Origin of the sequence: Amycolatopsis mongoliensis, assembly GCF_030285665.1 — a bacterium.
Lineage (GTDB): Bacteria > Actinomycetota > Actinomycetes > Mycobacteriales > Pseudonocardiaceae > Amycolatopsis > Amycolatopsis mongoliensis.
The window spans coordinates 9,567,145-9,593,104 of sequence record NZ_CP127295.1; the positions used below are offsets into that span (position 1 = coordinate 9,567,145).

29 protein-coding genes and 1 tRNA gene are annotated in these 25,960 nt (G+C 70.9%); 15 read left to right on the forward strand and 15 right to left on the reverse strand.

Annotation, left to right across the window (positions count from 1 at the left end; translation table 11 throughout):
• Positions 1-328: 328 nt before the first annotated feature.
• Entirely contained in the window at positions 329-817 is a 489-nt protein-coding gene (locus QRX60_RS45750) for a hypothetical protein (RefSeq protein ID WP_285997713.1), read from the reverse strand.
• Positions 818-945: 128 nt separating this feature from the next.
• Here QRX60_RS45750 and QRX60_RS45755 point away from each other — a divergent pair, with 128 nt between their 5' ends.
• Positions 946-2,415, forward strand: a complete 1,470-nt coding sequence (locus QRX60_RS45755) for a helix-turn-helix transcriptional regulator (RefSeq protein WP_285997714.1) — start codon at positions 946-948, stop codon at positions 2,413-2,415.
• On the opposite strand, the gene QRX60_RS45760 is transcribed toward QRX60_RS45755, so the two are convergent.
• From QRX60_RS45760 to QRX60_RS45770, 3 genes are all read right to left on the reverse strand, one after another.
• A complete protein-coding gene (locus QRX60_RS45760; protein WP_285997715.1) occupies positions 2,404-2,754 on the reverse strand; it encodes a cupin domain-containing protein in 351 nt (116 codons plus the stop codon). The genes QRX60_RS45755 and QRX60_RS45760 overlap by 12 nt on opposite strands.
• Entirely contained in the window at positions 2,751-4,298 is a 1,548-nt protein-coding gene (locus QRX60_RS45765; RefSeq protein ID WP_285997716.1) for a helix-turn-helix domain-containing protein, read from the reverse strand. Before QRX60_RS45765 ends, QRX60_RS45760 begins: the two co-directional genes overlap by 4 nt.
• A 123-nt stretch (positions 4,299-4,421) precedes the next feature.
• On the reverse strand, positions 4,422-4,802 hold the full coding sequence (locus tag QRX60_RS45770) for a helix-turn-helix domain-containing protein (protein ID WP_020640049.1): 381 nt from the start codon (positions 4,800-4,802) through the stop codon (positions 4,422-4,424).
• A 155-nt stretch (positions 4,803-4,957) separates the two neighbouring features.
• On the opposite strand from QRX60_RS45770, the gene QRX60_RS45775 reads away from it, so the two are divergent.
• Genes QRX60_RS45775 through QRX60_RS45805 form a run of 7 tightly spaced genes read left to right on the forward strand, consistent with a single transcriptional unit; the run spans position 4,958 to position 10,502 of the window.
• Positions 4,958-5,158, forward strand: a complete 201-nt coding sequence (locus QRX60_RS45775; RefSeq protein WP_285997717.1) for a helix-turn-helix domain-containing protein — start codon at positions 4,958-4,960, stop codon at positions 5,156-5,158.
• Entirely contained in the window at positions 5,134-5,466 is a 333-nt protein-coding gene (locus QRX60_RS45780) for a WhiB family transcriptional regulator (RefSeq protein ID WP_285997718.1), read from the forward strand. Before QRX60_RS45775 ends, QRX60_RS45780 begins: the two co-directional genes overlap by 25 nt.
• Positions 5,463-5,792 carry a hypothetical protein gene (locus QRX60_RS45785; RefSeq protein ID WP_285997719.1) on the forward strand — a complete coding sequence of 110 codons (330 nt, stop codon included), beginning with the start codon at positions 5,463-5,465 and terminating at the stop codon, positions 5,790-5,792. The genes QRX60_RS45780 and QRX60_RS45785 overlap by 4 nt, the downstream gene beginning before the upstream one ends.
• Positions 5,789-6,481: a hypothetical protein gene (locus tag QRX60_RS45790; protein ID WP_285997720.1), complete on the forward strand. Its 693-nt coding sequence runs from the start codon at positions 5,789-5,791 to the stop codon at positions 6,479-6,481. The genes QRX60_RS45785 and QRX60_RS45790 overlap by 4 nt, the downstream gene beginning before the upstream one ends.
• Positions 6,474-8,597 carry an FtsK/SpoIIIE domain-containing protein gene (locus tag QRX60_RS45795; RefSeq protein WP_285997721.1) on the forward strand — a complete coding sequence of 708 codons (2,124 nt, stop codon included), beginning with the start codon at positions 6,474-6,476 and terminating at the stop codon, positions 8,595-8,597. Before QRX60_RS45790 ends, QRX60_RS45795 begins: the two co-directional genes overlap by 8 nt.
• Positions 8,594-8,758 carry a hypothetical protein gene (locus tag QRX60_RS45800; RefSeq protein ID WP_285997722.1) on the forward strand — a complete coding sequence of 55 codons (165 nt, stop codon included), beginning with the start codon at positions 8,594-8,596 and terminating at the stop codon, positions 8,756-8,758. Before QRX60_RS45795 ends, QRX60_RS45800 begins: the two co-directional genes overlap by 4 nt.
• Positions 8,748-10,502, forward strand: a complete 1,755-nt coding sequence (locus tag QRX60_RS45805; RefSeq protein WP_285997723.1) for a recombinase family protein — start codon at positions 8,748-8,750, stop codon at positions 10,500-10,502. Before QRX60_RS45800 ends, QRX60_RS45805 begins: the two co-directional genes overlap by 11 nt.
• On the opposite strand, the gene QRX60_RS45810 is transcribed toward QRX60_RS45805, so the two are convergent.
• The 3 genes from QRX60_RS45810 to QRX60_RS45820 form a co-directional block, all read right to left on the reverse strand.
• A tRNA-Leu gene (locus tag QRX60_RS45810) sits at positions 10,484-10,567 on the reverse strand. The genes QRX60_RS45805 and QRX60_RS45810 overlap by 19 nt on opposite strands.
• On the reverse strand, positions 10,533-12,323 hold the full coding sequence (locus QRX60_RS45815) for an AfsR/SARP family transcriptional regulator (protein ID WP_285997724.1): 1,791 nt from the start codon (positions 12,321-12,323) through the stop codon (positions 10,533-10,535). Before QRX60_RS45815 ends, QRX60_RS45810 begins: the two co-directional genes overlap by 35 nt.
• A gap of 36 nt (positions 12,324-12,359) precedes the next feature.
• Positions 12,360-13,301, reverse strand: coding sequence for an NmrA/HSCARG family protein (locus QRX60_RS45820; RefSeq protein ID WP_285997725.1), 942 nt, complete (start codon positions 13,299-13,301; stop codon positions 12,360-12,362).
• A gap of 166 nt (positions 13,302-13,467) precedes the next feature.
• Between QRX60_RS45820 and QRX60_RS45825 the strand changes: the two genes are divergently transcribed.
• Complete coding sequence (locus QRX60_RS45825) at positions 13,468-14,247, forward strand: cellulose-binding domain-containing protein (RefSeq protein ID WP_285997726.1); 780 nt, start codon at positions 13,468-13,470, stop codon at positions 14,245-14,247.
• Here the strand turns inward: QRX60_RS45825 and QRX60_RS45830 are convergent.
• From QRX60_RS45830 to QRX60_RS45835, 3 genes are read right to left on the reverse strand one after another with little or no spacing between them, the layout of a single operon-like run.
• Entirely contained in the window at positions 14,219-15,271 is a 1,053-nt protein-coding gene (locus QRX60_RS45830; RefSeq protein ID WP_285997727.1) for a cytochrome P450, read from the reverse strand. The two genes, QRX60_RS45825 and QRX60_RS45830, sit on opposite strands and share 29 nt — an antisense overlap.
• 59 nt (positions 15,272-15,330) lie before the next feature.
• Positions 15,331-15,525 (reverse strand): tryptorubin family RiPP precursor, encoded by a 195-nt coding sequence (locus tag QRX60_RS51745; RefSeq protein ID WP_408630183.1) that lies wholly within the window; start codon positions 15,523-15,525, stop codon positions 15,331-15,333.
• Between the two features lie 17 nt (positions 15,526-15,542).
• Entirely contained in the window at positions 15,543-16,436 is an 894-nt protein-coding gene (locus QRX60_RS45835; protein WP_285997728.1) for a LysR family transcriptional regulator, read from the reverse strand.
• Between the two features lie 95 nt (positions 16,437-16,531).
• On the opposite strand from QRX60_RS45835, the gene mdlC reads away from it, so the two are divergent.
• Genes mdlC through QRX60_RS45850 form a run of 3 tightly spaced genes read left to right on the forward strand, consistent with a single transcriptional unit; the run spans position 16,532 to position 20,775 of the window.
• Positions 16,532-18,106, forward strand: coding sequence for a benzoylformate decarboxylase (gene mdlC / locus QRX60_RS45840; RefSeq protein ID WP_285997729.1), 1,575 nt, complete (start codon positions 16,532-16,534; stop codon positions 18,104-18,106).
• A 2-nt stretch (positions 18,107-18,108) separates the two neighbouring features.
• Entirely contained in the window at positions 18,109-19,536 is a 1,428-nt protein-coding gene (locus QRX60_RS45845) for a benzaldehyde dehydrogenase (RefSeq protein ID WP_285997730.1), read from the forward strand.
• Between the two features lie 24 nt (positions 19,537-19,560).
• The gene (locus QRX60_RS45850) at positions 19,561-20,775 is read left to right on the forward strand and encodes an MFS transporter (RefSeq protein ID WP_285997731.1); all 1,215 of its coding nucleotides are present in this window, start codon (positions 19,561-19,563) and stop codon (positions 20,773-20,775) included.
• Here QRX60_RS45850 and QRX60_RS45855 read toward each other — a convergent pair whose 3' ends face one another.
• Entirely contained in the window at positions 20,776-20,949 is a 174-nt protein-coding gene (locus tag QRX60_RS45855; protein ID WP_285997732.1) for a hypothetical protein, read from the reverse strand.
• 36 nt (positions 20,950-20,985) lie between these two features.
• Positions 20,986-21,594 (reverse strand): DUF3156 family protein, encoded by a 609-nt coding sequence (locus tag QRX60_RS45860; RefSeq protein WP_285997733.1) that lies wholly within the window; start codon positions 21,592-21,594, stop codon positions 20,986-20,988.
• A 249-nt stretch (positions 21,595-21,843) separates the two neighbouring features.
• Between QRX60_RS45860 and QRX60_RS45865 the strand changes: the two genes are divergently transcribed.
• Positions 21,844-22,644, forward strand: a complete 801-nt coding sequence (locus QRX60_RS45865) for an ANTAR domain-containing protein (RefSeq protein WP_285997734.1) — start codon at positions 21,844-21,846, stop codon at positions 22,642-22,644.
• A 54-nt stretch (positions 22,645-22,698) separates the two neighbouring features.
• On the opposite strand, the gene QRX60_RS45870 is transcribed toward QRX60_RS45865, so the two are convergent.
• Together QRX60_RS45870 and QRX60_RS45875 are read right to left on the reverse strand one after the other, a co-directional pair.
• On the reverse strand, positions 22,699-23,148 hold the full coding sequence (locus QRX60_RS45870; protein WP_285997735.1) for a nitroreductase family deazaflavin-dependent oxidoreductase: 450 nt from the start codon (positions 23,146-23,148) through the stop codon (positions 22,699-22,701).
• 52 nt (positions 23,149-23,200) lie between these two features.
• Positions 23,201-23,380 (reverse strand): hypothetical protein, encoded by a 180-nt coding sequence (locus tag QRX60_RS45875; RefSeq protein WP_285997736.1) that lies wholly within the window; start codon positions 23,378-23,380, stop codon positions 23,201-23,203.
• 126 nt (positions 23,381-23,506) lie between these two features.
• Between QRX60_RS45875 and QRX60_RS45880 the strand changes: the two genes are divergently transcribed.
• Together QRX60_RS45880 and QRX60_RS45885 are read left to right on the forward strand one after the other, a co-directional pair.
• On the forward strand, positions 23,507-24,766 hold the full coding sequence (locus tag QRX60_RS45880) for an amidase family protein (protein ID WP_285997737.1): 1,260 nt from the start codon (positions 23,507-23,509) through the stop codon (positions 24,764-24,766).
• Between the two features lie 7 nt (positions 24,767-24,773).
• Positions 24,774-25,577, forward strand: a complete 804-nt coding sequence (locus QRX60_RS45885; RefSeq protein ID WP_285997738.1) for a MerR family transcriptional regulator — start codon at positions 24,774-24,776, stop codon at positions 25,575-25,577.
• On the opposite strand, the gene QRX60_RS45890 is transcribed toward QRX60_RS45885, so the two are convergent.
• Positions 25,574-25,924, reverse strand: a complete 351-nt coding sequence (locus QRX60_RS45890) for an ArsR/SmtB family transcription factor (RefSeq protein WP_285997739.1) — start codon at positions 25,922-25,924, stop codon at positions 25,574-25,576. The genes QRX60_RS45885 and QRX60_RS45890 overlap by 4 nt on opposite strands.
• Between the last annotated feature and the right edge of the window lie 36 nt (positions 25,925-25,960).

The window sequence follows — 25,960 nt, forward strand, 5'->3', positions numbered from 1 at the left end:
ACACGCAACGAATAGCCGGACTGGCAGGAGCAGCAGCGGGTCAAGGTCCCGCTGAGCGGCAGGCACTTCGGGGTGTCCGCCAGGCGTCATCGCTCCCCCGCCGGTAGTTCGGCAGTGCCAGGCCCGGGCGAACACCGGAGGCAGGTCACGCAGGGCATCCCGACCGGGCGTTCCAGCAACTCAAGTTCGCCAGGACCGAACGCCTCGCCGCAGTACGCGGTCAGTCGCTCCAGCGTGGTCTCCTCCGCCGGGACCGGGAACACATGAACGACGCGGCGAGACTCGCCAACCGTGCCGGGCAACGGGCGTGCGATGACCAGACGAACCGTCATCGGGCGCCTCGCCGGGCGTGGCGATCGGCGGGAACGGGCGCGGTCGGGGCGGCGCCCGTTCCCGCCGACGTGGTGGTCCGGCCGCCCTGCTCAGGAATGGCCCGCACGCGTTGAGGCGGACGCGGTGGCAGGTCGGCCGGAGTCTGGAGGCGGCCGAACAGGCGACGCCAACGCGACGGCTTCCTGTGGCACGTGCGCTCGGGCGCCGGCGGGGTCGAGCGGAGCCGGACCAGCACGTTGCACGCGCCGCACCGACGGCCCGGAGGCACCAGGCAGGAGTCGAACAGCGCTTCGCGGCCGCACAGCGAGTAGTAGCGGCCCGTCTGGTGTGCGATGCCGTCGGCAAGGTCTTCGTCGGTGACGGCGTGGTCCAGGTTGTCGGCCACGCTGCGGTGCCAGGTCACGTACAAGCGCGAAGGCCGCGAGCCGCTTTCGCCACTGGTCACGTTCGCCCCCTGGTCGCCGGATGTGCTGAAATCATCCAAGTCGGAGGACCCGCCCACGCCCAGAGCGCAAACGTCGGTGTTTCGTGGCGAAGATGTGGCGGTCACCGGCTCTACCAGGTGATATGCCTGCTAGGCTGTGATCACTGTCAGCAGAGCGAGGTGTTCGGATGGTCAGCGTTCGTCGGCGCGAAGAGCTTGTTTCAGCTCGCAAGGCGGCCGGGCTGACTCAGGAGAAGCTCGCCGAGGTGATGTCCGTCGACCGGTCGACCGTCATCCGGTGGGAAGCCGGCGAGTATGCGCCCCTGCCCTACCAGTGGCCGAAGCTGGCCAAGGTGCTCGGCCGCTCCGCCGACGAGTTGCGCGAGCTGATCGGTCTGCGCCTGCCCCAGGAAACACCGATGCCCCGGTCGGGGCTTGAGCCTGCGTTCGGCTGGCTGGATCGGCACGTCGGGTGGCTCCCAGGAACTACGCGCACGCGAGTCGCATCGGCTGCGCCAGCGAGGTCGCATGGTGTAGCTACGACCGGGCGAAGTCTCGTCGCTGAGACCCTGGCGAGCTACTACGGCGATTCGGTTCCTGGTCATGCGCAGTACGCCGCGCGATGCGGGCCGGTTGGGATAGCGACCAGCGTCCTGACACGACCGGAGTGGCTGGATTTGGCTTGCCCCTTGACGTTTGAGGGCGACCAGCTGGCGTTGTCGGCCGACGGCGAGGCGTGGCGCGAGCAGGTCGACGCAGCCGCCGCGGTTAGCAGGCTGGCTGAAGCCGCGGCCCACGACGTCCGTATCGCCGACGTGCCGCTCTACCGGCTCACGGACGTGCAGGTTCGACCGGGGACGGTCGGCGGCAAGGTCAGCGTGGTGCCCTTCGTCGAGTACGCGCTGAGCGTTGACCTTCTCGAACGCGAGCTACACGAGAGCCTGGCGGCCGGTCGCGACCGGATGCCGCTCCGGGACCGGTACCTGCCCGATCTTCCTTCTGTGCTCGACCTTCAGGGACGGCTTTGCGCTGGTGGAGTCCTCGCGTTGACGGCGATCGCCCGGCCGGCCGACCCGTACCGCGGAGATGCGGACTACCTCCTGTTGATCCAGGAGCGGTCGGGACGCGTGCTGAACACCGCGCGGAGACTGGCCGTGATCCCGAAGAGCTTCCACGCACCCCTTGCCAACCATCGTTCCGACGCGCGGATCGGTGCCACGTTGCGGCGCGAACTGGAAGAGGAACTTTTCGGACGGCTCGACGTCGACCGAACGACCGGAACACAGCGCGCCGCCGATCCGATGCACCCAAGCAGGCTGTCTGCCCCAATGCGTTGGCTGAGCGAGCAGCCCGGCCGGCTGCGGATGGAGTGCACCGGGTTCGGGTTCAACCTGGTCAGCGGGAACTACGAGTTCGCCAGCCTGGTCGTGATCGAGGATGAGGAGTTCTGGCCGCGGTTCGGTGGCGACGTCGAAGCGAACTGGGAGGCCGCCGGGCTGCGGCAGTACTCGACGCTTGACGGCGACTTGATCAGCGAGCTGATCGGCGACGAAACCTGGAGCAATGAGGGGTTGTTCGCTTTTCTCCAGGGCTTGCGTCGGCTAGCCGAGATAGGCGGCGATCGAGTGAGAATTCCCGCCGTCGAATTAGGTTGCTGACGGCCAGCGGACAGTAAGGACCACCGAATCCGCCAATGCTTCCCAGGAATGGTCAACCCCTGGACCCCACATCACGTAATCGCCCTGCCGATTCATGATCTTGCCGCCGCCGGTTACTTCGACGCGGAACTCCCCGGAGACGAGCATCACAAGCGTGGTCCGCTGATCGTCGAACGTCCACTCAGGACGTTTGTCTCCCGCAGGGTGGTTGGCCCACTTGACTTCCACGTCCTTAGAGGCGCGAACACCTTGCGACGGGTCGATGAAGTGCCCGACCAGCCAGCCACGTGTCTCGGCCGCGTCGTCGTTGGCGTTGCCGGCGGTCCAACCGTCGCTCACTGGCTGATCTCCCATTCGATCTCGGGTAGTTTCACACGCTCTCCGCCGATTTGCGCAAGACGTCGAAGTCCTTGCGCCATGGCGAACAATCCTTCGTTGCTCCACGCTACATCACCCAGCAACTCGGTGACGAGTTCCGCGTCGGTAGTCGAATACTGACGAAGAGTCGCGGATTCCCAGTTTGCTTCCACCACTCCCCCGTAGCGTGCCCAGAATTCTTCGTCGTCGATGACGATCAGGCTGGCGAACTCGTAGTTCCCGCTGACCAGGTTCAGGCCGAACCCGGTGCACTCCATCCGCAGACGGCCAGGCTCCGCCATGAGCCAGCTCATCGGCTCGGTGAGCTTGGTCGGGTGCAGCGGGTCGGCCGCCAGCATGTCGCCCCGCGTGTTGTCGATGTCCGGGCGGCCGAACAACTCCTCCTCCATCTCGCGGCGCAGCGTCATGCCGACTTGCGCGTCCCGGCGGACGTCGGTGAGCGGCTGGTGGAAACCCTTCGGGATCACCGCGAGCCGACGCGCGGCGTTGAGCACGTGGCCGGACCGCTCCTGGACCAGGAGCAGGTAATCCGCTTCACCGCGGTACGGGTCAGCGGGCCGGGCAATCGCGGTGAGCGCGAGTACGCCACCCGCACACAGCCGGTCGCCGACGTCGAGCACCGACCGGAGATCCGGCAAGTAGCGGTCCCGGAGCGGCATGGCGTTCGAGCCGGTCGCCACGGCGTCCACCAGCTCGCCTTCGAGTAAGTCGACCGTCAACGCGTAGTGCACGAACTGGGACATGCCGAACGTTCCGCCGAGCTGGTGTTCACGGATGTCCGTGCTCGTCAGTCGGTAGATCGGGCTGTCCGTCAGCCGGGTGTTCATGGACAGCGTCTCGGCGAGCCGCTGAACGGCGCGGCCGGCAGCGTGGTCGTCCAGGTCCAGGTCGGCTTCAGGCTGCGCACTTGGGACGCGGAACCGGTCATGAGGCGGGCGCAGTTCGCAGTCCAGGTCCAGCCAGTCTCCGCAGGTCAGGACGCTGGTGTTCATGGCCAGCTCGCCGCACCGCGCGGTGTACAGGCCGTGGTCGTCGAGCCGGCTGCCGTAGTAGGTGGCCAGCGCTTCCGCGACGTCGCGCTGGCTGACCCAACCGCGTCGCGTGCCGCGGTCGTGGAGGTCTTGGACGTTGACGCTCGCGACTCGCTCGGCGACGGCGCGGCGCGCGGTGCCAGGCGTCCAGTGCGCGTGCCGGTCGAGCCATTCGAGAGCCGCGCCGATGTGGGGGTCCGCGGCAAGTCGCTGGTCGGCCTCCGTCGTGTCGACGGCCGGCCCCTCGCCGATTAGCTCGGCGAAGCGGGCGCGCTCAGCTTCCGACGCCCGTTCATGGGCGGTGTCCAGGACCTGTTGCATCTCTGACTGCGGCCGCAGGTCGGGTTTCTTGTGCCAGGACGCGACTGTGCGCGCGCTGATTCCGAGGTGTTCGGCGAACCGCTCTTGGCTGAGGCGCAATGCCGACTGCAATGCGACCGCTGTTCGCCCCGTCCATCCCCCGGCCGGACTCATTGCGCTCCCGAATGTCGCTGATCTGCGGTGGTTGTGCAGTGGTCCTGCGGTGCTTGTGCATGGGTTGCGACGCCGTTCCGGCCTTGAATTAGAGGCATGGAAAACACCTCACTCACCCAGTCGCTAACGCTTCGGCTTCACGTGCTCGACCACGGTCGCGAGGCTCGTTTGGACGTCCTCCAGCCGGTCGGTGATCTCGGCCAGGCGCTGTTCGAGTGCGTCCAGCCGGGACCACAGTTCATGGCCGTCGTCGGCCGGCTCGTCCGGGTGCGGCGGCGTGCGATTCTGCAGCACGGCCAAGAGATGCTGCGGATGCCAGCCCAGCGTCGTCGACAAGGCTTCGAGCGTCCGCGCGCTCCGACGACGCTCCACCGTGTGGTGCTGGAGCTCGCGCACGATCGCCTGCGACACGTGCGACCGCTCGGCAAGCTCGCGTTGTCTCCAGCCGAGTTCGTTCACGCGCATGTTGATCGCCTTGGCGACTGCCGCCCAGTCCTCCGTCACGTATTCCTCCGCGCTCCGCCTCAGCGCCGAGATTAGCGGTTCGTCGAGCTTTCATCGCGTCGCATAGCGCATTGCCTGCCGCGCGTCGGACAAACACGTCCAGTGAAGAGCTGAAATCAACAACATAGTCTTGAAATCAACAGATTGGTTCTCTCATGAACACCAAAACGACCTTTCACACCATTCCCGAGTCCGCGTGGATTCTCGGCGTCTCCCGCAACACGGTCAGCCGGGCGATCCGGACGGGCATGCTCCGCGCCACCTTGGGCCGCTCCGGGCTGCGCGTCTCGTCCACCGAGCTGGCCAAGGCGCTTCAGGACGGAGGTGCGGCATGGAAGCCGACGACCTCTGGCTGATCGGCATCGCATGGCGACTCGATCGCCTGCGGTGGGTGCCCACCGATGTCCTGCGCGACGTCGTGACCAGCGATGGAGCCTGCATGACGCCGTCGGAGGCCGGCCCGCCGGACGCTCGCGATGACCGCGAGTTCGCCAAGCTGCTGTGCGGCGGCTGCCCGGTCCAGGACGAGTGCCTTGAACTGGAGCTTCGGACGGCCGGCGTCGACACGGTCGGCGTCTGGGGCGCGATGACCGACGATGACCGGCGCGCGCTGTACCCGCACTGGCTGCGCCGCGGAGAGCGGTTCGAGCGGGGTGCCCGATGAACGGACTCACTGTGACGCCCACGCAGATCCTCGCCGGTGTCGGCGTGCTGATCGTCCTGTTCTGGGTCTGGCGGGCCGGTTCCCGCCGGGCGAAGGCCGCCGCCGAATCCGCTCGGAGCGGTGCCCGGCTCGTGTCGCTCGCCGGGCGCGTGCTGTTCAATGCCGGGCTGATCGTCGCCGTCCAGTGGGTGGTGATCGCTCACCCGGGTAGCCCGTGGCTGCTGTTCGCCGTGCTCGGGCTGCCCGCGCTGTTCGCGTCCTACGCGCTGACCCGCGCCATGACCGTGACCACGGTCGACACCTCGAAGCGGGGTGGTCGGCGATGAACCGGGCCCAACGGCTCGCACAGGACGCGGCCGAAGCCGCGGAGGTGCGCGCTTACCAGACCGATCCGGACGTCGTTGCGCTGCGGATCGAGCGTGTTCGGCGGCAGGTTGATTGGATGTGCTGGTCCGGGATCGTGCTCGGGCTGGCCTTCACGATGACTAATGTCCAGGGCTTCGCGTCGTCCGGGACGCGGCCGGGGTCGCTGCCGTGGCTGGCTGCGTGGGTGCTGGACCCGACCGTCTCGCTCGTCCTGCTGGCGATCCTGCGGGCTGAGCAGGTGACGGCGCGGTACCAGGTCAAGACGGGCGCGTGGGTGCGGCGGGCGAAGTGGTTCACGCTCGCGGCTACGTACGTCATGAACACCTGGACGTCGTTCGCGGCCGGGGAAGCTGCCGCGATTGTGCTGCATTCGGTGCCGCCGCTCGTCGTGTTCGTCGCCGTCGAGGCGATCACTGACCTGCGGGACAAGCTGACCGATGCCGTACTGGTAGCTGCTGAACGGCGTCCCGTTCAGCAGGAGACCGGCGGGAGGCGCGTGCTGTTCGCCGACTACCTCGCTATCGCTCGGGAGATGTGGACGCCGGACGTCGAGATCACGCCGGCGTGGGTGCGGCGGGCAACCGGGTGCTCACGTGGTCTGTCGCCCCGGCTGGCGCGGGCGCTGCGGGCGGAGGTGGCCCATGACTGACTCGTTGCCGGTCAAGGCCGATCCTGTGCTCGACGGCGAGCTGATCGACGACTCGTTGCCGCAGCCGCGCCCGCGCGCACCGAAGAGGAATCGCTTCGTGTTGTGGTGGCTGCACTCGCCGCGGGTGCCGCTGTGGCTGAAGAACAAGCCGCAGGCGAGGCAAGCGCTCAAGGATGCCGTGGTGTGGCTGGTGCTGTCGCCGTTGCGGTTCCTCGGTGCCGTGGTGCGCGGTGTCGTGGTCGGCGCGCGGTGGTGGCGCGGTTGGGTGACCGTCCGGGACTACCGGACGGCCGCTGAGGAGTCGGAGAAGCTCGCCGACAAGTTCACGGAGATCCGGGCGCTCACGCTGTTCCGGTGGAAGGTGACCGGTGCCGTCGTGGTCGTAACGGCTGTGGCTGTCGCCCTCGTCGATCTCGTGTACGGAACCGATCCTTTGTGGATCGGCGGAGCCGCTGCCTCAGTGGCGCTCGCGATCCTCGGGCGCAGGAAGGACGGCAGTCCTGGCCGTAAGCCAGCGCTTGCCGGGCCACGGACGTTGACGTGGACGATGGACCCGCAGGTCCTGGTGGACGCGTTCCGCGACGCGAAGCTGATCGGCAAGGACGAGACGTTGCGGCTCGTCGAACGTGCGACGCGCGTCGGCGACGGTTGGGCGGTCACCGTCGATCTCCCTGCTACCCGCAAGGCGGCCGACGTGGTGAAGAACCGGGACGCGCTGGCGTCGGCGCTTGCCGTCGATGAGGTACAGCTCATCGTGGAGCGCGTCCGGGGCAATGGCGGGCACGCCGGGCGAGTGTCGATGTGGGTTGCCGACGAAGACCCGTACAGCTCGCCACCGTTGCGGACGCCGCTGCTCGGCGTGACGCAGTGGGACGCGTGGCGGCCGATCCCGTTCGGACGGGACGCGCGGGACCGGCGGATCGACCTTCCGCTGGTGTGGACGTCGCTGCTTGTGGGTGCGATTCCGCGGCAGGGCAAGACGTTTGCCGCCCGGCTCGCGGCGGCTGGACTCATCCTGGACGCGTGGGTGCGGCTGTACGTAGCGGACTTCAAAGCCGGGAAGGATTGGGACGCGGCCGGCCTGGTGGCTCACCGCTTCATGTCCGGCGACGAGCCCGAACACGTCCTGGCGCTCGTGGACTGGCTGATTGAGCTGGTCGGCGAGGTTCAGACGCGGTTCCGGCGGATGCGCGACCTGGACGACCTGACGTGCCCGGAGTCGAAGGTCACGCCGGAGATGTCCCGCGACAAGGCGCTGGACATGCCGATTACGGCGATCTTCATCGATGAGGTCCAGGTTCCGTTGGAAGACCGCACACCCGTTGACGTTCAAGGAAAGAAGCTTTCTGCGGGTGAGTACATCGGCGAGTTGCTGACGTGGCTGGCGAAGAAGGGACCGGCCGCGGGGATCGTGCTCGTGCTCGCCACGCAGCGGCCGGACTCCAAGACGATCCCGTCCGGGCTGCGGGCGGTGCTCGGGTCGCGGTTCGCCCTGCGGGTGATGGACTGGCGCGACTCGAACATCGTGCTCGGCGAGCAGATGAACACGCGCGGGTTCGACTCGTCCCGGCTGCTGCCCTCACACAAGGGCGTGGGCATCCTGCGGCCGGACGGCGACACTGCGGCCGGCGCCGACGTGCTGGCAATGACGGTCCGGACCTACTACATGCCGAACGAGGATTGGCGGACCATCTGCGAGCAAGGCCGGGCACTGCGCGAGGCGGCCGGGACGTTGACCGGGCACGCGGCCGGGCAGGACGCGACGCCGGTGCTCGACCACGCTGCGGCGGTCAAGGCAATCGGTGCAGGTCAGCCCGTTGACACGGTTCAACTGCCCGAACTGCTCGCTTCGATCGTCGAGTACCTGGGCGACGATCTCGGCCCGGACGGCCGGGAGTTCGTGCCCACGGCCGAACTGCTCGACGCCCTGGAGATCGACCGCAAGACGTTCGCCCAAGAGATGACCGCCCTGGGGTGCCGGCCGACGCGTGACCGTGTGACCGGCGAGGATGGCGAGATTCGGCAGGTACGCGGGTATCTGACGGCTGAAATCAGGAGTTCCATCAGCCGCGCGACCACTGGCGCCGGGGCGGCAGACGAGGACGGCGAGCCATGAGCGCTGCCCATTCCGAAGAGCCGCAGATCCGGGTTATCCTACCTGCGAGATTGCCTGAGCTGACGCCTGCGGTCGCGCGTGCACTGCTGGCCGTTCTGATCGAGGTTACTGAGGTGCCGGTGCTCGACGTTCCGGCGGAGGAGATGAACCGTGGCAGCTGAAATCATCAGTGATCCGTGGGCAACGCTGGATGACATCCTGGGCCTTGAGGTCGCCGACGTGGCAGACGACGGGATCGGGAACCTGGCGGGCTACGGCCGGTGCTCGACCGAGGACAACCAGGACCCGGAGACCTCGCGCGGCTGGCAGTTCGGGAACGCTCGCAAGTTCGTCGAGCCGCTCGGCGGTCAGATCGTCGCAGAGTTCTTCGACATCGGGCAGTCGCGGTCCGTCCCGTGGGAACGGCGAACCGAGGGCGCGCGGCTGCTCGCCGAGTTGAAGAATCCGCGCCGCGGATGGGGTGGGATCGTCGTCGGCGAGGGCACGCGGTGTTGGTTCGGCAACCAGTTCTCGCTTATCGCGCCGAAGTTCGCCGCCTACGGGGTTGATCTGTGGGTGCCGGAGTTGGGTGGGAAGTACGACCCGCGTAACCCGTCGCACAAAATGCTCATGAGCGTGCTCGGCGGAATGAGCGAGTCCGAGCGGCAGCATGTTCAGGCGCGCGTCCGCGCCGCGATGGACGCCCAGGTAATCAACGAAGGACGGCACCAGGGCGGCCGGGCGCCGTACGGCTATGTGGTGGTCGACAGCGGTCCGCACCCGAACCCGCGAAAAGCTGCAGAAGGGTTCAAGCTGCGAGTGCTGGCGCTCGACGAGACGACGGCGGACGTGGTCCGCCGGATCTTCGCCGAGTACCTGGACGGAAACGGCGATCGCGCCATCGCCAACCTGCTCAACCGGGACGGCATTCCCTGTCCCTCCGCGCACCGGCCGGACCAGAACCGGCACCGGCTCGCGGACGGCTGGCAAGGCAGTTCGGTGCGGGCGATCCTGGACAACCCGCGATACACCGGCTACGCGATCTTCGGGCGTTGGACGAAACATGAGACGTTGCTCGACCCGGAAGACGTCGCCGCGGGCCACGTGGTGCGGTTCAAGCGCGCGGCGCCGGACCGGATCGTACGGTCGCGCGAGCAGGCGCATCCGGCGATCGTGTCCGTGGAGACCTTCACGCAGGTACAGCTTTTGCGTCGGTCGAAGTCGGCCGGCGGATTGAAGACTGCACGTAAGGCCGAGCGAGGCGCCCGGAAGACCGCGCGGTCCTACCTCCTGCGCGGACTGGTCCGATGTGGAATCTGCGGCCGGAAGATGCAAGGCGCCACGATCCGGAAAGGCGCCTACTACCGCTGTACTTCGCGGACCATGGCGCCCGGCTCACTGACACTGGCGGATCATCCGAAGACGGTCAACTTGCGCGAAGGCGTGGTCGTCGAGGCGCTCAGCGGATGGCTTCACGAGCTGTTCCACCCGGACAACCGCGACCGGACGGCGGCCGCGCTACTCGGGTCGGACGGCAATCAGGCCGGCAGTGGCGCGTTGGACGCGGTGAGAAACAGGCTGGCGGACGCGGAGGCAAGGCTTCAGCGGTACCAGGCCGCCATCGCGGCCGGGGTCGAGCCCGAAGCACTCGTCGACCCCATCAACCAGGCACAGGCCGAACGAGCCACCGCGAAAGCACAGATCGAAAGTGTTCCGGCAGGCACGAGCGTGTCGAAAGCTGAGGTCTACGCGAGGATTGATCAGCTCGGCGACGTCTGCGGAACGCTGGCCGACGGAACCACGGCTGGGCTGAGCCGCCTGTACCGAGCGTTGAACCTGGAGCTACGCTACGAACCAAAAGAGCTGGCCGTCTATGCGACGACCAGCCCGGGTGTAGATAGTGCGTGTGTCCGAGGGGGGACTTGAACCCCCACGCCCGTTAAGGGCACTAGCACCTCAAGCTAGCGCGTCTGCCATTCCGCCACTCGGACCTGCTGAAGAAAGAGTATACGGCTGCCCCGCGCCCTCGTTCAGGGGGGTCTGGGTCAGTCTCCCGGGAGGCTCTGGCATGATCGGCCGGTTTCGGATCTGCTGCATCGATTCAGCGCGGCTTCGGGCGAACATGCGGACCGGCTCCTGGTAGCTGTAGCGGTCCGGGCCGGATGGGTTCAGCAAGTGCGCGTCCACCAGGGATTCCAGCAGGGTCGCCGTCTCGGCCGGGGGTAGGTCCAGGACCTCGGATGCCGTTGCTGTCGAAAAGGCCGGGAACGCCGACAGCAGCTCGAATGCCCGGGCCTGCCATGGGGACAGCTCGGCCAGGGCCGACTCGTACGGCTTCTCTATCGCCTGGCACTCCGGGGGTGTTGCCGGGGAACCCGGCGCCGGGCGGCCCACGCGGTCCAAAGCCTCGGCCATCGTCCAGCTCGGGCGGGCCGCCAGGCGTGCGGCGATTGCCTGGAGGACCTGTGGGAGGCCCGCTGTGCGGGACGCCAGCGTGCGGGTCTCCGCGGGCTGACGGCTGACGCGCTCCGCGCCCAGGACGCGAGACAGCAGGGCCACCGAATCCTGGAGATCCAGGGCGCCCAGTTTCGTCCAGTGTGCGTGCGGCAGGTCGAACAGGCGCCGGCGCGCTGTGATCATCAGGGCCGGGCCGTCCGGGCCCGGGAGCAGGGAATGGATGTCGTCGCCCGGGCGGGCGTTGTCCAGGACCACCAGCAGGCGGCGGCCCGTTGTGCGGGTTCGCCACAGGGATGCGCGCTCGCTCGGGGACGCCGGGAGGTTCGTGACGCCGATTCCGTGCAGCAGCTCCGACAGCGGGTCCGCCGATGCCGACATGTCCAGGAACAGCCGGCCGTCCGGGAAGTCCACGGTGTGCCCGACGTGGACCGCCAGCGTCGTCTTGCCGATCGCCGCCAGGCCCTCGATGCCGAGCACCGGGACCGAGGCGTTCGACCGGGTCAGGGCTGCGGACAGCGCCGAAGTCTCCGACCTGCGGCCGACGAACTCCGGGAGGTCCGGGGGCAGTTGTGACGGGCGCGACACCGGCGTCAGCGAAGGGTCCGCGGCGAGGATCCGGCGCTGCATTTCCTGCAGCTCGGGACCGGGATCGAGGCCGAGCTCGGACTCCAGCAGGCGCTGCGTCCGGGCGTAGGCGTCCAGGGCCTCGGCTTGGCGGCCCGAACGGTACAACGCCAGCATCTGCAGCTCGCGGGGCCGCTCGCGCAGCGGCTGCTCGGCGATCAGCTCCGCCAGGTCCGCCACCGCTTCGCCATGCCTGCCCGCGGCGATGTCCGCCTCCGCCAAGGCCTCTCGGGCCGTCAAGCGCAGCTCGGCGAGCCGGACGCGGGCGGCCTCCGCGTAGTCGCCGTTCACCCCGGCCAGGGGCGTGCCGTGCCAGAGGCGCAACGCCGCGCGCAAGGAGTCCGGACGCGCCGAAGACAGCAGGCGCTGGAACTCCGTCACGTCCAGGGACGCCGGCCGGATCGCGTAGCCGCCGCCGACGGACTCGATCGGCACGCCCGCGTGCCGCAGGCGCGACACGTACGAGCGCACCACGCCGACCGCCGCCCGCGGCTCGGCGCCGCCCCACAACGCCGAGACCAGCTGGGACGGCGACAGCGGCGTGCCCTCCTGCAGGGGCAGCACCGCCAGCGCCGCCCGCTGCTGGGGCGGGCCCAGCTCGATCTCGGCGTCGCCGCGCCACGCCCGGACCGGGCCCAGGACTTCGAACCGCATCGCATCGGTCACGCAGAGCGCAACCGGTGCCCAAGGAACGGTATTCCGTCACAGCCCCTGGAAGGCCTCCCGGTGCCCGGCGAGCCAGGTGGCGAAGTCCTGCAGCCGCGGGTTCAGCTCCCGCACCGCCTCCGGGTCGCGCGCGCCGGCGAACACGTCTTCGTGCTCGGTGTAGTAGACGAACATGTTCGAGAGGTCGTCGGCGCCGGGGAAGCCCGACGCCCGCAGCGCCTCGACGCTCGTCGGCCGGTAGGCGACGTCGGTGCCGAGCTCCTTGCCGAACGCCGCCGCGTACTCCTCGCCGGTCAGGTTCTCGCCGGAGATGCTGATCCGCTCCCCCGCAAGCGACGGGCCCTGCGCGAAGACGCCGAACGCGGTGCGCCCGATGTCCTCCGCCGCGATACCCGGCAGGCGCGCCTCGCCCATCGGCAGGTGCAGCGCGAGGACGCCGTCGTCGTCGCGGACCGGGCGGAAGAAGTCGACGAAGGCCTCGAAGTAGAACGTCGTCGAGAGGAACGTCGTCGGCACGCCCGCCTCGACGAAGTACCGCTCGGCCTCGGCCTTGCCGTCGAAGTGCGGGACCTTGTACCGCTCGTGGAGCGTCGGCACGCGGTCGTCGCGCAGGTGCAGGCGCGTGTCCGGCAGGGTCGACCAGATCACGTGCCGCAGCCCCGTCGCCTTCGCGGCCGCCGCCATCGCGCGGGCCTGCTGCTGCTCGCGTTCGACGGAGTTGTACTCCCAGAACGCGGTGACCAGGTAGGCGCCGTACGCGCCTTCGAGGGCCTTCGTGAGGCTCGCTTCGTCGTCGAGGTCCGCGGCGACGACTTCGGCGCCGCGGGCGGCCAGCGCCTGCGCGGCCGCCGAGTCCGGGTTGCGCGTGAGCGCGCGCAGGGCGAACCGCTGCTCCGGGTCGTCGAGGATCGCGCGGGCCAGGCCGCCACCCTGCTGGCCGGTCGCGCCGACGACGGCGATGATCTTCTGGTCGGACATCGGGAACCTCCTGGGCTCGGGCCGGGGTGTTCCGGCCACCGCCCCAGGGAACCGCCGGGACATCAGCGTCTCGTGCACGGCGGGTGCACGCGGCGTGCACACGGTTTACAAGGCCGCCGCGGCTTCCTAGGATTCGCCGGTCGGGCCGCAGAACTGGAGGATCAGGATGGCGCGCGCCGATCGGCGGCAGGACGACGAGATCTCGGTCGCCGAGCTGCTCCGGGAGACCGGGGCGACGCCGCGCTCGCTCGGCGGGCCGCCCGAAGCCACGCCCGCTCGCGAAGAGGACACCGGCGACGGCTACCGGGAACGCCTCGAGCAGCGGGCGCGGGAAGCGGCCGCGGACCAGCAGCGGGCCGGCCGGCGGATCCGGTGGGTTTCCGCGGTCGCGGGCGCCGTCGTGGTGGTCGGCAGCCTCGTACTCATCGCGGTCACCTCCGAAAGTTCCCCGGGACGGCAGGCGGCGCTCGGCCCGGGCCCGCTCGCGCCGGCGACGACGACTCCGCGTCCGACGACGCCGATCCCCGTGAAACCGACTCCCACGCCGATCCCGACCGTGCTGCGGCAAACCGCGACGTCACCGGCCGAGTCCAAGCCGCAGCCGCCGCCCGCCCCGGTCGAAACCGCGCCGTGCGTCGTGCGCTTTTCCGTGACGGACCAGTGGAACGACGGCTTCACCGCGGGCGTCGCCATCACCAACAAGAGCAGCGCGACGCTCTCGCCGTGGACGCTGTCCTGGACGTTCACCGCCGGTCAGCGGGTCACCCACGGCTGGGACGGCAAGTACAGCCAGAGCGGCAGCCGCGTCACGGTGAACGCCGAGTCCTACAACGCCACCCTCGCCCCGGGCGCGACCGTCAGCACCGGCTTGAACGGCGCCTTCGACCACGGCAATCCCGCGCCCACGGCGTTCACCCTCAACGGCGCCCGCTGCGACGCCGGCTGACGATCTTCACGTCGGCCAGCTCCAGCAGGCCGTCGAGCTCGACGCGCGCGCGGGTGCGCGACGGGTCGGGCACCAGGCCTTCGGCGCGGACGACGTCGAGCAGGCGGCTCGCCAGCGGCAGCACCAGGTGCCGGCCCCAGCAGCGTTCGCTGACGTGCCCGAACGGCAGGTAGCCCGGGTGGTGGTCGGCGTCGAGCTCCGCCCAGCGCCGCGGCCGGAACTCGTCCGGCGCCTCCCAGAGCTTCGGTGAGCGGTGGCTCAGCAGCGGCAGCAGCAGGACGTCGTCGCCCGGCGTGATGCGAGCGTCGACGTCGGCGAACTCCGGCGAGCGGACGCGCAGGATGTTCCACGACGGCGGCAGCAGCCGCAGCGCCTCGTTGATGACGTGCTCGTTCGGGACGTCGTCGTCGAACGGCGCGCCCAGCCAGACCGCGTTGGTCACCAGCGCGGCGACCGTGAAGCAGATCGGCCCGGCGACCCGGCGGTAGAGATACATCCGGAAGCGCCGCTCGGCCAGGGTTTCGGCGGCCACGACCTGCCGCGCGAGGGTGGACAACGGCACTCCGGGCGCGGGAGGCCGGACCAGCGCGGCGCCGGCGGTGACGGCCGACCACGTCAGCTTCGGCGTCAGCTCCAGGCGCCGGTCGACGAGCACGCGGAACCGGCGGAGCTCCGGCCCGAAGACGAACCGGCGGAGGTAGTCGTGCGGCACGGCCGGCCACGCGCCGGTGAGGTCGGGGCGGTCGGCGGGCCGTTTCAGCGCCGCCCGGACGTCCGCGCCCAGTGCCTGCATGAGGCTCGCCGACTCGGCGCGGGTGACCGCGCGGCCCAGCACCGGCTTGAACGTCGGCCGTTCCTCGGCGTTGGCCGGGCGGGCGCGCAGGACGGCGTCCATCAGCTCCGGGTCCGCGATCCCGACGGTGTCCGGTTCGAGCCGGAAGAGCCCGCCGTCGCGGTGGTCTCGCAGCAGCTGGTCGAGGCGGGGCGCGAAGACGACCTCGCGGTGGGCGGGGGCGATGACCACGTGCGGCACTCCTCGGGGAGAAACGGGCCGGTCCCGGTGACCGGGACCGGCCGCGGTGATCAGATCCAGCCGTACCAGGCGTACGCCTTCAGGCTCTTCTTGGGAAGCGCTTTCTTGACCAGGCGGACGAGCTTCACCGGATTCCTCCCTAGTTCGGTTGTCAGGGCCGTGATCGACCCTAGGCAGCACTGGATCGGTTCCGCACGAAGCACTACACGTTCGGCCCAGATCTTTCGGCGCGAAATGGGCGCCATGAAAAATGCGTGTTAAATCAGCGGAGCACTTCGCGCATGAATGTCACAAGCCAATGCTGTGCCGGACTGCGCGCGTGCGTGTGGCGCGTGTACACCGAAACCTGCGCCGGCTCCACGTCCATCGGCAGCTCGAACAGCCGGACGCGGTGCTCGGCCGCGAACATCTCCGCCACCAGGCGCGGCACCATCGCCACCAGCTCACCGTCCTGGACCAGGTACGGCAGGGCCGCGAACCGGGTCACCTCCAGGACCACCCGGTCGAGCAACCCGCACGCTTCCAGCGCGCGGCGGGGGCCGTCGTGGCCGGTCGGGCCGAACACCGTCACGTGGCGTTCCGCCGCCAGCTCCTCGAACCCCACCGACGCGCCCAGGCGGGGGTGGTCGCGAGACACCATTCCCAGGTACCCCTCGGAAAACAGCGGGACCCGCGCCACGCGCTGCGAGCTGATCAGCGGGGACGCGATGAACGCGTCGATCTCGCCGCGGCCCAGCTGGTCGGCCGCACGGTCGACGTCCAGCGGCCGGACGGTGAGCGTGACGCCGGGTGCCCGCGCGGGCAGCGCCGCCATCAGGCGTGGCAGCAGCGAGATCTCCCCCAGGTCCGACAGGCACAGCGTGAACGCCGCCCGGGCCGTCGAAGGCGAGAACGACCACGCGCCGCTGACCGCCGTCTCGATCCCGGACAGCGCGCTGCGCAGGGGTTCGTAGAGCGCGCGGGCGGTCGTCGTCGGCACCAGGCCGCCGCCCGTGCGGCGGAACAGCTCGTCGGAGAACCGGCGCCGCAGCTTCTGCAGGCTGTAGCTGATCGTCGGCTGCGTGACGTGCAGGGACTCGGCCGTCGCGGTCACGCTGCGGGTCTCGTAGAGCAGCACGAACGTGCGCACGAGGTTGAGGTCGAAGTCCCGCATCATCGATCCCATCTATGTGGATACCTGCCAACATTTATTGGAACACAGGGCCGTGCGCTCCCTAGGGTCTGGGCCAACCCGCCCGAGAGGACCCGCGCATGCCCAGCGCCCGCCGACTGGCCCACGAGTTCCTGCACCGCCGTGGCCTGACCACGATCTTCGGCAACCCCGGCTCGAACGAGCTGCCGTTCCTCGCCGAGCTGCCGGACGACTTCCGGTACGTCCTCGGCCTGCACGAAGGCGCCGTCGTCGGGATGGCCGACGGCTACGCCCAGGCGACCGGCCGCCCGGTGCTGGTGAACCTGCACGCCGCCGCCGGGTCGGGCAACGCGATGGGCGCGCTGACCAACGCCGTCTACTCGCGCTCTCCCCTGGTGCTCACCGCCGGCCAGCAGGTGCGGGCGGCCATCGGCATGGAGGCGATGCTCGCCAACGTCGACGCCACGCAGCTGATGCGTCCCCTGGCCGTCTGGTCCGGCGAGCCGAGCTGCGCCGAAGACGTCCCGCGGTCGCTCGCCCAGGCGGTGTTCGAAGCCGAGCTGCACCGGGGCCCGAGCTACCTCTCGGTGCCCTACGACGACTGGGGTGCCGAGCTGGACGCGAACGCGTCCATCACGCTGGACCGAAGCGTGAGCAGGGGCCTGGCACCGAACGAGGCTCAGCTCGACGAGCTCGCGAAGAGCGTCGCCGCGGCGAAGAACCCCGCGCTCGTCCTGGGCGGGGACCTCGACGCGACGGGCCTGTTCGACCGGGCTGTCGCGCTCGCCGAGCACCTCGGGCTGCCGACCTGGGTGGCGCCGTCGCCGCACCGGCTGCCCTTCCCCAACCGGCACCCGCTCTTCCGCGGCGTGCTCCCGGCCGGCATCGCACCGGTCTCGGACGCGCTGACCGGGCACGACATCGTGCTCGTGCTCGGCGCGCCGGTGTTCCGCTACCACCAGTACGTGCCGGGCGCGTACCTGCCGGAAGGCACGCGGCTGGTCCAGGTGACCGACGACGTCGGCGCCGCGGCCCGCGCGCCGATGGGCGAAGCGCTGGTCGCCGACCCCGCGCCGGTGATCGAAGCGCTGCTGGCCCGCGTGCCCGCGCGGACCTCCCCCAGCGGCTTCACCGCGAACCCGGAGCCGAAGGCCGGCACGACGGCGCTGCACCCGGAGCAGGTCTTCGCGGCGCTGCGCGAAACCCAGCTGGACGACACCCGCTACGTCGTCGAATCGACTTCGACGAACTCGGCCTGGTGGCGCCAGCTGGACCTGCGCCGCGAGGGCTCGTACTTCTTCCCCGCCGCCGGGGGCCTCGGCTTCGGCCTGCCCGCCGCGGTCGGCGTGGCCCTGGGCAGCCCGGACCGCCCGGTCGTCGGCGTCATCGGCGACGGCTCGGCCAACTACGGCATCACGGCGCTGTGGACAGCGGCGCACTACCGCGTCCCGGTCACGTTCGTGATCCTGCGCAACGGTGTCTACGGCGCGCTGCAGTGGTTCGGGGAGCTGCTCGGGACGCCGGACGTGCCGGGCACCGAGATCCCCGGCCTGGACTTCACCGCCATCGCCGCCGGTTACGGCGTTTCCGCCACCACTGTCACCGACCTCGACCACCTGCACACCGAGCTCAAGACGATCCCGGACGGCCCGCGGCTGATCCAGGTCGACACCGAACCGACCTCCCCGGAGTGACCATGACCTTGCTCGAGAAAGACTTCGTCCACGGTTCCGGCGGGACCCACCCGGTCGTCGAACCGGCCACCGGGGAAACCCTGGGCGGCGTGGGCATCGCGACGCCGGACGACGTCGCCGCGGCCGCGATCGCGGCGGCGAAGACCCAGCGCGACTGGGCCCGGCGCAAGCCTGCCGAGCGCGCCGCGGTGCTGCGTCGCGCCGGTGAGCTCTGGGAGGCACACGCCGCCGAGGTGCAGGACTGGATCGTCCGCGAAGCCGGTTCGACCCGGCCCAAGGCCGGGATCGAGACGGAGATGGCGGCCGGGATCTGCTTCGAGGCCGCGGCCCTGCCCACCCACCCGCGCGGCGAAGTGCTGAGCACCGGCGAACCGCGCTGGTCGCTGGCCCGGCGCGTCCCGGCCGGGGTGGTGTCGGTGATCTCGCCGTTCAACTTCCCGCTGATCCTGGCGATCCGCTCGGTCGCGCCCGCGCTCGCGCTCGGCAACGCCGTGCTGCTCAAGCCGGACCTGCGCACCGCGGTTTCCGGCGGGGTGAGCCTGGTGCGCGTCTTCGAAGAGGCCGGGCTGCCCGAGGGCCTGCTGCACCTGCTGCCCGGGGACGCCGCCGTCGGCGCCGCGGTGGTCGACGCGCCGGAGGTGTCGGTCGTGTCGTTCACCGGCTCGACGGCCGCCGGCCGCAAGGTCGGCGAGGCCGCCGCGCGGGCACTCAAGCGCGTGCACCTGGAACTGGGCGGGAACAACGCGCTCGTCGTGCTGCCGGGCGCCGACGTCGCGAAGGCCGCGTCCGCCGGCGCGTTCGGCTCGTTCCTGCACCAGGGTCAGATCTGCATGACGACCGGGCGTCACCTCGTGCACGAGTCCCAAGTGGACGAATACGTCGAAGCCCTCGCGGAGAAGGCGCGGCGGCTGCCGGTCGGGAACCCCGCCGCCGGCGACGTCGCGCTCGGCCCGATCATCGACGACCGGCAGCTCGCGCACGTCACCGACGTCGTCGACCGGAGTGTCGCGGCGGGCGCGACGGTCGTCGCGGGCGGCAAGCCCGACGCGCCGTACTACCCGCCGACCGTCCTCTTCGGACTTTCCGACGACACACCCGCTTGGCGCGAAGAGATCTTCGGCCCGGTCGCGCCGGTGCGGGCCTACCGCGACCTGGACGAGGCCGCGCGGCTGGTCAACGACTCCGAGTACGGCCTGTCGGTCGGCATCCTCGGCGACGTCGGCACCGCGATGACGCTGGCCGACGAGGTGCGCTCGGGCAAGGTGCACATCAACGAGCAGACCGTCGGCGACGAGCCCACCGCGCCGTTCGGCGGTGTCGGCGACTCCGGCAACGGCTCCCGCTTCGGCGGCGCCCAGGCCAACATCGAGGCCTTCACCGAGACCCAGTGGCTGACGGTCCGCGCGGACATCGCGGGCTACCCCTTCTGATTCCATTCCCCCAGGAGTACGACAATGACGACGTCTCCCGCCCGTCCCGTGTGGACGGCGGTCCTCTGCTGGCTGACCGTCCTGCTCGAGGGCTACGACCTGGTCGCGCTCGGCGCCACCATCCCGACCCTGCTGAAGAGCGGCTACCTCGGCTTCACCGCGGCCGGCGCGACGGCGGTCGCCACCGTGTCGCTGGTCGGCGTGGCGGTCGGCGCGGCCTGCCTCGGCCCGCTCACCGACCGCTTCGGCCGTCGCGGCATGCTCATCGGCTCGGTGCTGCTGTTCTCGCTGTTCACCCTGCTGACGCCGCTGGCGCCGAACGTGGCGGCGTTCGGGATCTTCCGGTTCGTCGCCGGGCTCGGCCTCGGCGCGTGCATGCCGGTGGCGCTGACCGTGATGTCGGAGAACCTCCCGGCGCGGCGGCGGGCCAGCGCGAGCACGTTCACGATGACCGGCTACCACGTCGGCGCGGTGCTGACGTCGATCCTGGCGCTGTACGCGAAGGACGACTGGCACCTGCTGTTCTACGGCGGCGGGATCGTCGGCCTGCTGGCCGTGCCGCTGATGTGGTGGAAGCTGCCGGAGTCGGCCGCCTACCTCGCGTCCCGCCAGGACGCGGCGGCCGAGCGCGTCGGCCTGCGCGACCTGCTGGGCGCGCGGTTCCGGCGGATCAGCATCGCGGTGTGGACCGGGTCGTTCATGGGGCTGCTGCTGGTCTACGGGCTCAACACGTGGTTGCCGCAGCTGATGCGCACGGCGGGCTACCCGATCTCGACGTCGATCACGTTGCTGCTGGTGCTCAACATCGGCGCGGTGCTCGGGCTGGTCCTGGCCGGCACGATCGCCGACCGGTTCGGGATCCGGCCGATCGCCCGGATCTGGTTCGGCGCGGGCGCGGTGCTGCTCGCGGCGCTGAGCCTGAAGATCGGGAACGCGTTCGTGCTCAACGCGGTCGTGCTGCTGACCGGCGTGTTCGTGTTCTCCGCGCAGGTGCTGATCTACGGGTACGTGGCCCAGGCGTTCCCGGCGCAGGCCCGGGGTACCGCGCTCGGGCTGACGTCGGCGGTCGGGCGGCTCGGGTCGATCCTCGGGCCGTTCGTGACCGGCGCGCTCGTCACCGCCGGGGTCGCGTACCCGTGGGGGTTCTACTTCTTCGCCGTCGTGGCCGCGTTCGGGCTGCTCGCGGTGCTGATGCTGCGCGGCGAGGCGCGTGCGCCCTCGGCGCTGACGACGGTGTAGTCAGGCGGTTTCCTCGGGGCGGCGGCGCAGGGTGGGCTCGGGGTCCTCGGTCCGGCGGTCGGAGTCCCGGAGCACTTCGCGGGCCTGGGCTTCGGGATCGGCGCTGTCGGCGGCCTGCTCTTCCGGGAGCAGCTCGGCGCGGGTTTCCGTCCGATCGGGGATCTTGTCGTCCATGCCGGGGTGGTACCCGGTGCCGCCCCGGCTCAGACATCAGTCCTTGGCCCGCCGGTTCCCGGCCGCGGTGCGGCGAAGGCGGTCCGCCTGCTCCGAGATCTCCCCCAGCTGCGCCGCCAACCCGGCGTGCTCGACGGCCAGGTGCGGCCGAGCCGCGGCCAACGGCGGCAGCAGCGTCGCCGGGTCGTCGTCGCCCAAGGCCGCTCCCAGCCGGTCCACGCTCGCCTGTGCCGCCGGGCCGAGGCCGTCCAAGGCGCTCACCCGGCCGGCGAGCTGGCGCAGGATCGCCGAGTTGCGGCGCGCCCAGTCGGCGACCGCGCGGTCGCCCGCCCGGCGGTCGCGCTCCGCGTCGACCCGGGCCTCGCCCGTCTTCTCGCCCGTGTTCGACGGCTGCAGCCGCAGGTAGCGCCGTTCCGCGGCCTGGCGGCTCGCCACGCCCAGCGCCGGCGCCAGCGCCACCCAGCTGGTGCCCGCCGCGCGAGCCGCGGTGATCAGCTCCGGCTCCCAGCCGGCGAGCTCCTCGCGCAGCACGCGCAGGCCGGCCAGTGCGGACAGCAGCCGATCCTGGTCCGCCGAGCCCGCGCGGGCGGCCGCGACCACCTCGTGGATCCGGCGCAGGGCACCGGCGGGATCGCTCACGTCCATTTGTCATCCTTTCGACGACCCATATCTTGTCATCGTTATGACGACATGTTAGAACAAAAGCACCTGGTGACGCCAGAGCCCGTCGACTTCCCGGAGGTGACCCCATGGTGACGCGCACCGGCCCGGTCCGCGACCGGTTCCCTCTCACCGGTTCCCGCGACCACCGGGAAATCACGGCCTGACCTCGGAGAAGGCGGGGTCCGGGCACCGCGCCCGGACCCGGTCTTCACGACGTCGGAGGAGAATCGCGTGACCACCGAAAGACCCATCACGGGCGAGCGCGCGCCGGCGACCGCGCTGTTCGAAGAGCTCCTGGAGCGGATCGCCGCCGACGTGCCGGGCGCCCTCGGCGCGGCTGTTTCCGTGCACCACCACGGAAAGCCACTGCACGCGGTCGCCACCCGCGGGCTCGCGGCCACCTTCGTCCCGGCCCAGCTGGACCGGTTCGGCGGCCCGGTCCCGACGGCCGCCCATACCGGCGAACCGGTCGTCACCGGCGACGTCTTCGCCGACGAACGCTGGCCGTCGCTCACCCTGGACGGCCTGCTCGGGCACCACCCCGGGCCGGCGGCCGACTGGCCGCGCGTCCAGGGCGTCGCGGCACTGCCCGCGCCCTGGGGCGCCGACGGCAGGCTGGTGCTGTCGGTGACGCTCGACCGGCCCGCCACCGAAGAGACGCTGAACGTGTTGCGGCGCCACGAAAGGTTCACGGCGATGGCACTGGTCGTGGCCGAAGCGGCCCAGCCGGACCGGACCGAGCAGATCCTGGACCTGCTGCAGTCGCGAGCCGCGCTGGAGGAAGCAAAGGGCATCGTCATCGCCCTGCGCCGCTGCGACCCCGACGAGGCCTGGGCGACGCTGCGGCGGGCGAGCCAGCAGTTCAACGTCAAGGTGCGCGAGCTCGCCGTCGCGCTGGTGGAGCTGATGGCCGGGGCCCCGGCGCCGCAGCCCGACGGCGACCGCACGATCCACCCGGGTCCCGCCGCGCGCGCCGCCGCCGAGCAGGTCCTGCGGGCGTTCGCGAGCGAGGCCGAGCTGACCGGCTTGTGACGCCCGGGCGTCGCGGACGACCCGCACGGATCGTCGCCGGCGGCTCGGGCCGGCTCACCGGATCGGCTCGATGCGGAACACCGCGATGCGCTCCGCCGCCGCGGCGGCGGCGTCCGGGGTCGCCGCGTCCGCGAGGCCCGTGGTCACCAGCCGCTTTCCCACGCTGGCCGGGCTGTTCGCCACCAGCTCGCGCAGGAGCGGGCGCCGCTCCTCCACCGGGACCTCCGTCAGGCGGGCCGCCGACGTGCGGCGGCCGCGGGTGAGCGTCACCTCGGCCGCCGCCCGGGCGTTCGCGACCCAGGCCGCCTTCGGGTAGGCCTGGAAGATGTAGCGGTCGCCGTCGATCGGGATGACCGCGATCGGGAACGTGCGCGGGACGCCCGTGCGCCGTCCGGGGACGGTGAGCAGCTGCATCGGGCCGAACGCGACACCCAGCCGCTGCAGGCCCACGACGATCTTGTTCCCGGCGTTGACCATCCGCCGGTAGTTCTGCGCTGTTGTCATGCCACGACCGTACACGAGATCATATGAAACTCATATCATCTGTTTCTCGTATTCAGCGTCGCTCCGGGCCGGGCTGCGGTTCCGGCGGCAACGGGTCCGGGACGGGTGTGCCGGGCTCGGGAGCCGGCCGGTCCGGGCCTGGGCCGGGCAGCGACGGATCCGGGACGACGGGATCCGGCGGGATCGGTTCGGGCGGCGCCGGGGGTGCGGTCAGGCGAGCTGCGGTCGACATCGGTCTTCCCTTCGCTGCGCATCGCCGTCCGCGGCCCGGACGGTGATCACCGGTGGTTACCACCGCGACCTGGCGCGGAAACCGGCCGGTTGACCCTGACACCGTGTCAGCCGCTATCCCGGACTCATGACGTTCTTCCGCACCGCCACCGAAGTGGCCGCCGACATCCGCCGGGGCGCGCTCTCGGCCCGCGAACTGACCGAGCAGCTCTTCGCCCGCATCGACGCCTCCGACGTCAACGCCGTCGTCGCGACCCGGTGCGACTTCGCGCTGGAAGCCGCTTCGAAGGCCGACACGACGACCGGCGGGCCGCTGCACGGCGTCCCGATGACCGTCAAGGACGCCTTCGCCGTCGCCGGGCTGGCCACGACCTGGGGCGAGCCGGCGTTCGCGGACCGCGTCGCCGACCGGGACGCCACGGTCGTCGAACGGCTGCAGGCGGCGGGCGCGATCGTCGTCGGCAAGTCGAACGTGCACCACATGCTCGCCGACTTCGGCCGGACCGAAAACCCGGTCTACGGACGGACGCTGAACCCGCGGGACCACTCCCGGACGCCGGGCGGGTCGAGCGGCGGCGCGGCGGCCGCGCTCGCCGCCGGACTGTCCTTTCTGGAGTACGGCTCGGACCTGGCCGGGTCGATCCGGATCCCGGCCGCGTACTGCGGCGTCTACGGCCTCAAGCCGACCCCGGGAACCGTGCCGCTGCGGGGTTTCCAGCCGCCCGGCCCCTTCGCCGATCCCGTCCGGGAGTTCCCGTCGGCCGTCGGTCCCCTGGCCCGCTCGGCCGCCGACCTGCGGCTCGCGCTGAGCGTCACCGGCGGGCCGGGAACGCCCTCACGCCGGTCGAGGCTGCCGGACTTCCGCGTCGGCGTCGTCCTCGACGATCCGGGCTGCCCGGTGACCGGCGAGGTCGGCAAGATCCTGTCGGACGCCGTCGACGCGCTGGCCCGGGCCGGCGTGCGGGTTCGGGAAGGCTGGCCGGAGGACGTCGATCCGGTCGTCCAGGCGGAGGCGTTCGGTTTCCAGGTCGAGTGGTTCTTCGCCGCGCAGGAAGGCCGCGAACCGGCCGGCGCGGACGAGCAGGAGCGGCAGCGGGCGGCCTCGGGAGCGGCGTGGGGCCGGTACTTCGCCGACGTCGACGTCTTCCTCTGCCCGACCGTGTTCACGACGGCGTTCCCGCACGACGACCGGCACCGCTACGACGACCAGGTGTTCTGGATCGCGCAGGCGTCGCTGCCCGGGCTGCCCGCGGTGAGCGCGCCGGCCGGGGGCGCGCTGCCGGCCGGGCTGCAGGTGGTCGGGCCGGCGCACGAGGACGACACCGCGATCACGTTCGCCGAACTCGCCGCGGACGTCGTCGGCGGGTTCGTCCCGCCTGCGGAATGATCGGGCGGTGTTCTCGATCGGCGACTTCGCCCGCCACGGCCGGGTGTCGGTCCGGATGCTGCGCCACTACGACGCGCTCGGGCTGCTGCGGCCGGCGCGCGTCGACCCCGCGACCGGTTACCGCAGCTACACGGCGAGCCAGCTGGCGCGGCTCAACCGGATCGTCGCGCTGAAGGACCTCGGGTTCACCCTCGACCAGGTGGCGACGCTGCTGGCCGACGACGTTTCGGCCGAGCAGGTGCGCGGCATGCTCACGCTGCGCCGGGCGGAACTGGAAGCCGCGCTGGCGGAAGGCGCGGCGCGGCTCACCCAGGTCGAGGCGCGGCTGCGGACGATCGAGGAAGAAGGTCGTGCCCCCGACGTCGTCGTCAAGGAGCTGCCCGCGATGCGGGTGGTGGAGCTGACGGGCGTGGCGGCGGGGTTCGCGCCGGAGGCGATCGGCCCGGTGGTGCGCCCGCTGTGCGCGGAGCTGGGCCGTCGTCTTCCCGCGGCGGACGTCACCCCGGCGGGCCGGCTGACGTGCTACTACGAACAGCGCGCGGAGGACGAGGTCGTGGTGCACGCGGCGGTTCCGGCGTCGGCGGGCCCGGGCGACCTCAACGGCCTCACGGTGGCGGACCTCCCCCCGGTCCGCGCGGCGACGCTGGTCCACCGCGGCGCGATCGACGGCGTGCTGCCGAGCTGGCAGGCGCTGGTCCGGTGGATCGACGACCACGGGTTCACCTCGGCCGGGCCGCAGCGCGAGCTGTACCTGGACTGCCCGGAGGATCCGGCGGACTGGGTGACGGAGCTGCAGGAGCCGATCGGCTAAGGCCGGTGGGCGTGCTCGGCCGGGAGGTCGCGGTCCAGGTGGTCCGCGTGGTGCAGCGCCTGGGCCAGCAGGCCGCGCACGTGGTTGTCGGCCGCCGAGTAGTAGACGAACGTGCCCTCGCGGCGGCCCTTCACCAGGCCCGCCAGCCTGAGCTTCGCCAGGTGCTGGCTGACTGCCGTCGGGGCCGCGCCCGCCAGCTCCGCCAGGCACGCCACCGAGGACTCGCCCTGCAGCAGCGCCCACAGGACCTTGATGCGGGTCGGGTCGGCGAGCAGGCGGAACGACTCCGCGGCCAGGTGGACCTGCTCGTCGGTGGGCATGTCGAACTCCGGCAGCGACGCGTGCATGCCGTGACCTTACTACTTGCGTATCTGCGTGTGTGC